Annotated in this window: 1 protein-coding gene; it reads left to right on the forward strand. The window is 65.1% G+C overall.

Annotated features, from left to right (window positions below; translation table 11 throughout):
- Positions 1-430, forward strand: a 430-nt coding sequence (locus EN808_RS35190) for a 2OG-Fe(II) oxygenase (RefSeq protein WP_189524243.1), incomplete at both ends; no start/stop codon positions are given.

Consider the following 430-nt stretch of genomic DNA (forward strand, 5'->3'; position numbering starts at 1 on the left):
GCTCAACGCCAACGGCTCAGCTGTCATGCCCGGCCTGCTGTCGCCCGAGGAATGCGCCGACATCGCTGCGCTCTATCCGCATCAGGAGCATTTCCGCAGCCATGTCGTGATGGCGCGCCACGGCTTCGGCAACGGCGAGTACCGCTACTTCCGCTACCCCTTGCCGGACCTCATCGAGGGCCTGCGCACCGCGCTCTATCCGCGCCTGGCCGGCGTCGCCAACGACTGGAACGAGAAGATGGGCGCCGCGCTTCGCTATTCCGCCGATCACGCGGCTTTCCTCAAGCGCTGCCATGACGAGGGCCAGACCAAGCCGACGCCGCTGCTGCTCCAATACGGCCCCGGCGATTTCAACTTCCTGCACCAGGATCTTTACGGTGCGCTCGCCTTTCCGCTGCATGTAGCGATCATGCTGTCAGAGCCGGGCAAG

The sequence above is a fragment of the Mesorhizobium sp. M8A.F.Ca.ET.165.01.1.1 genome (assembly GCF_004792065.1).
GTDB lineage: Bacteria > Pseudomonadota > Alphaproteobacteria > Rhizobiales > Rhizobiaceae > Mesorhizobium.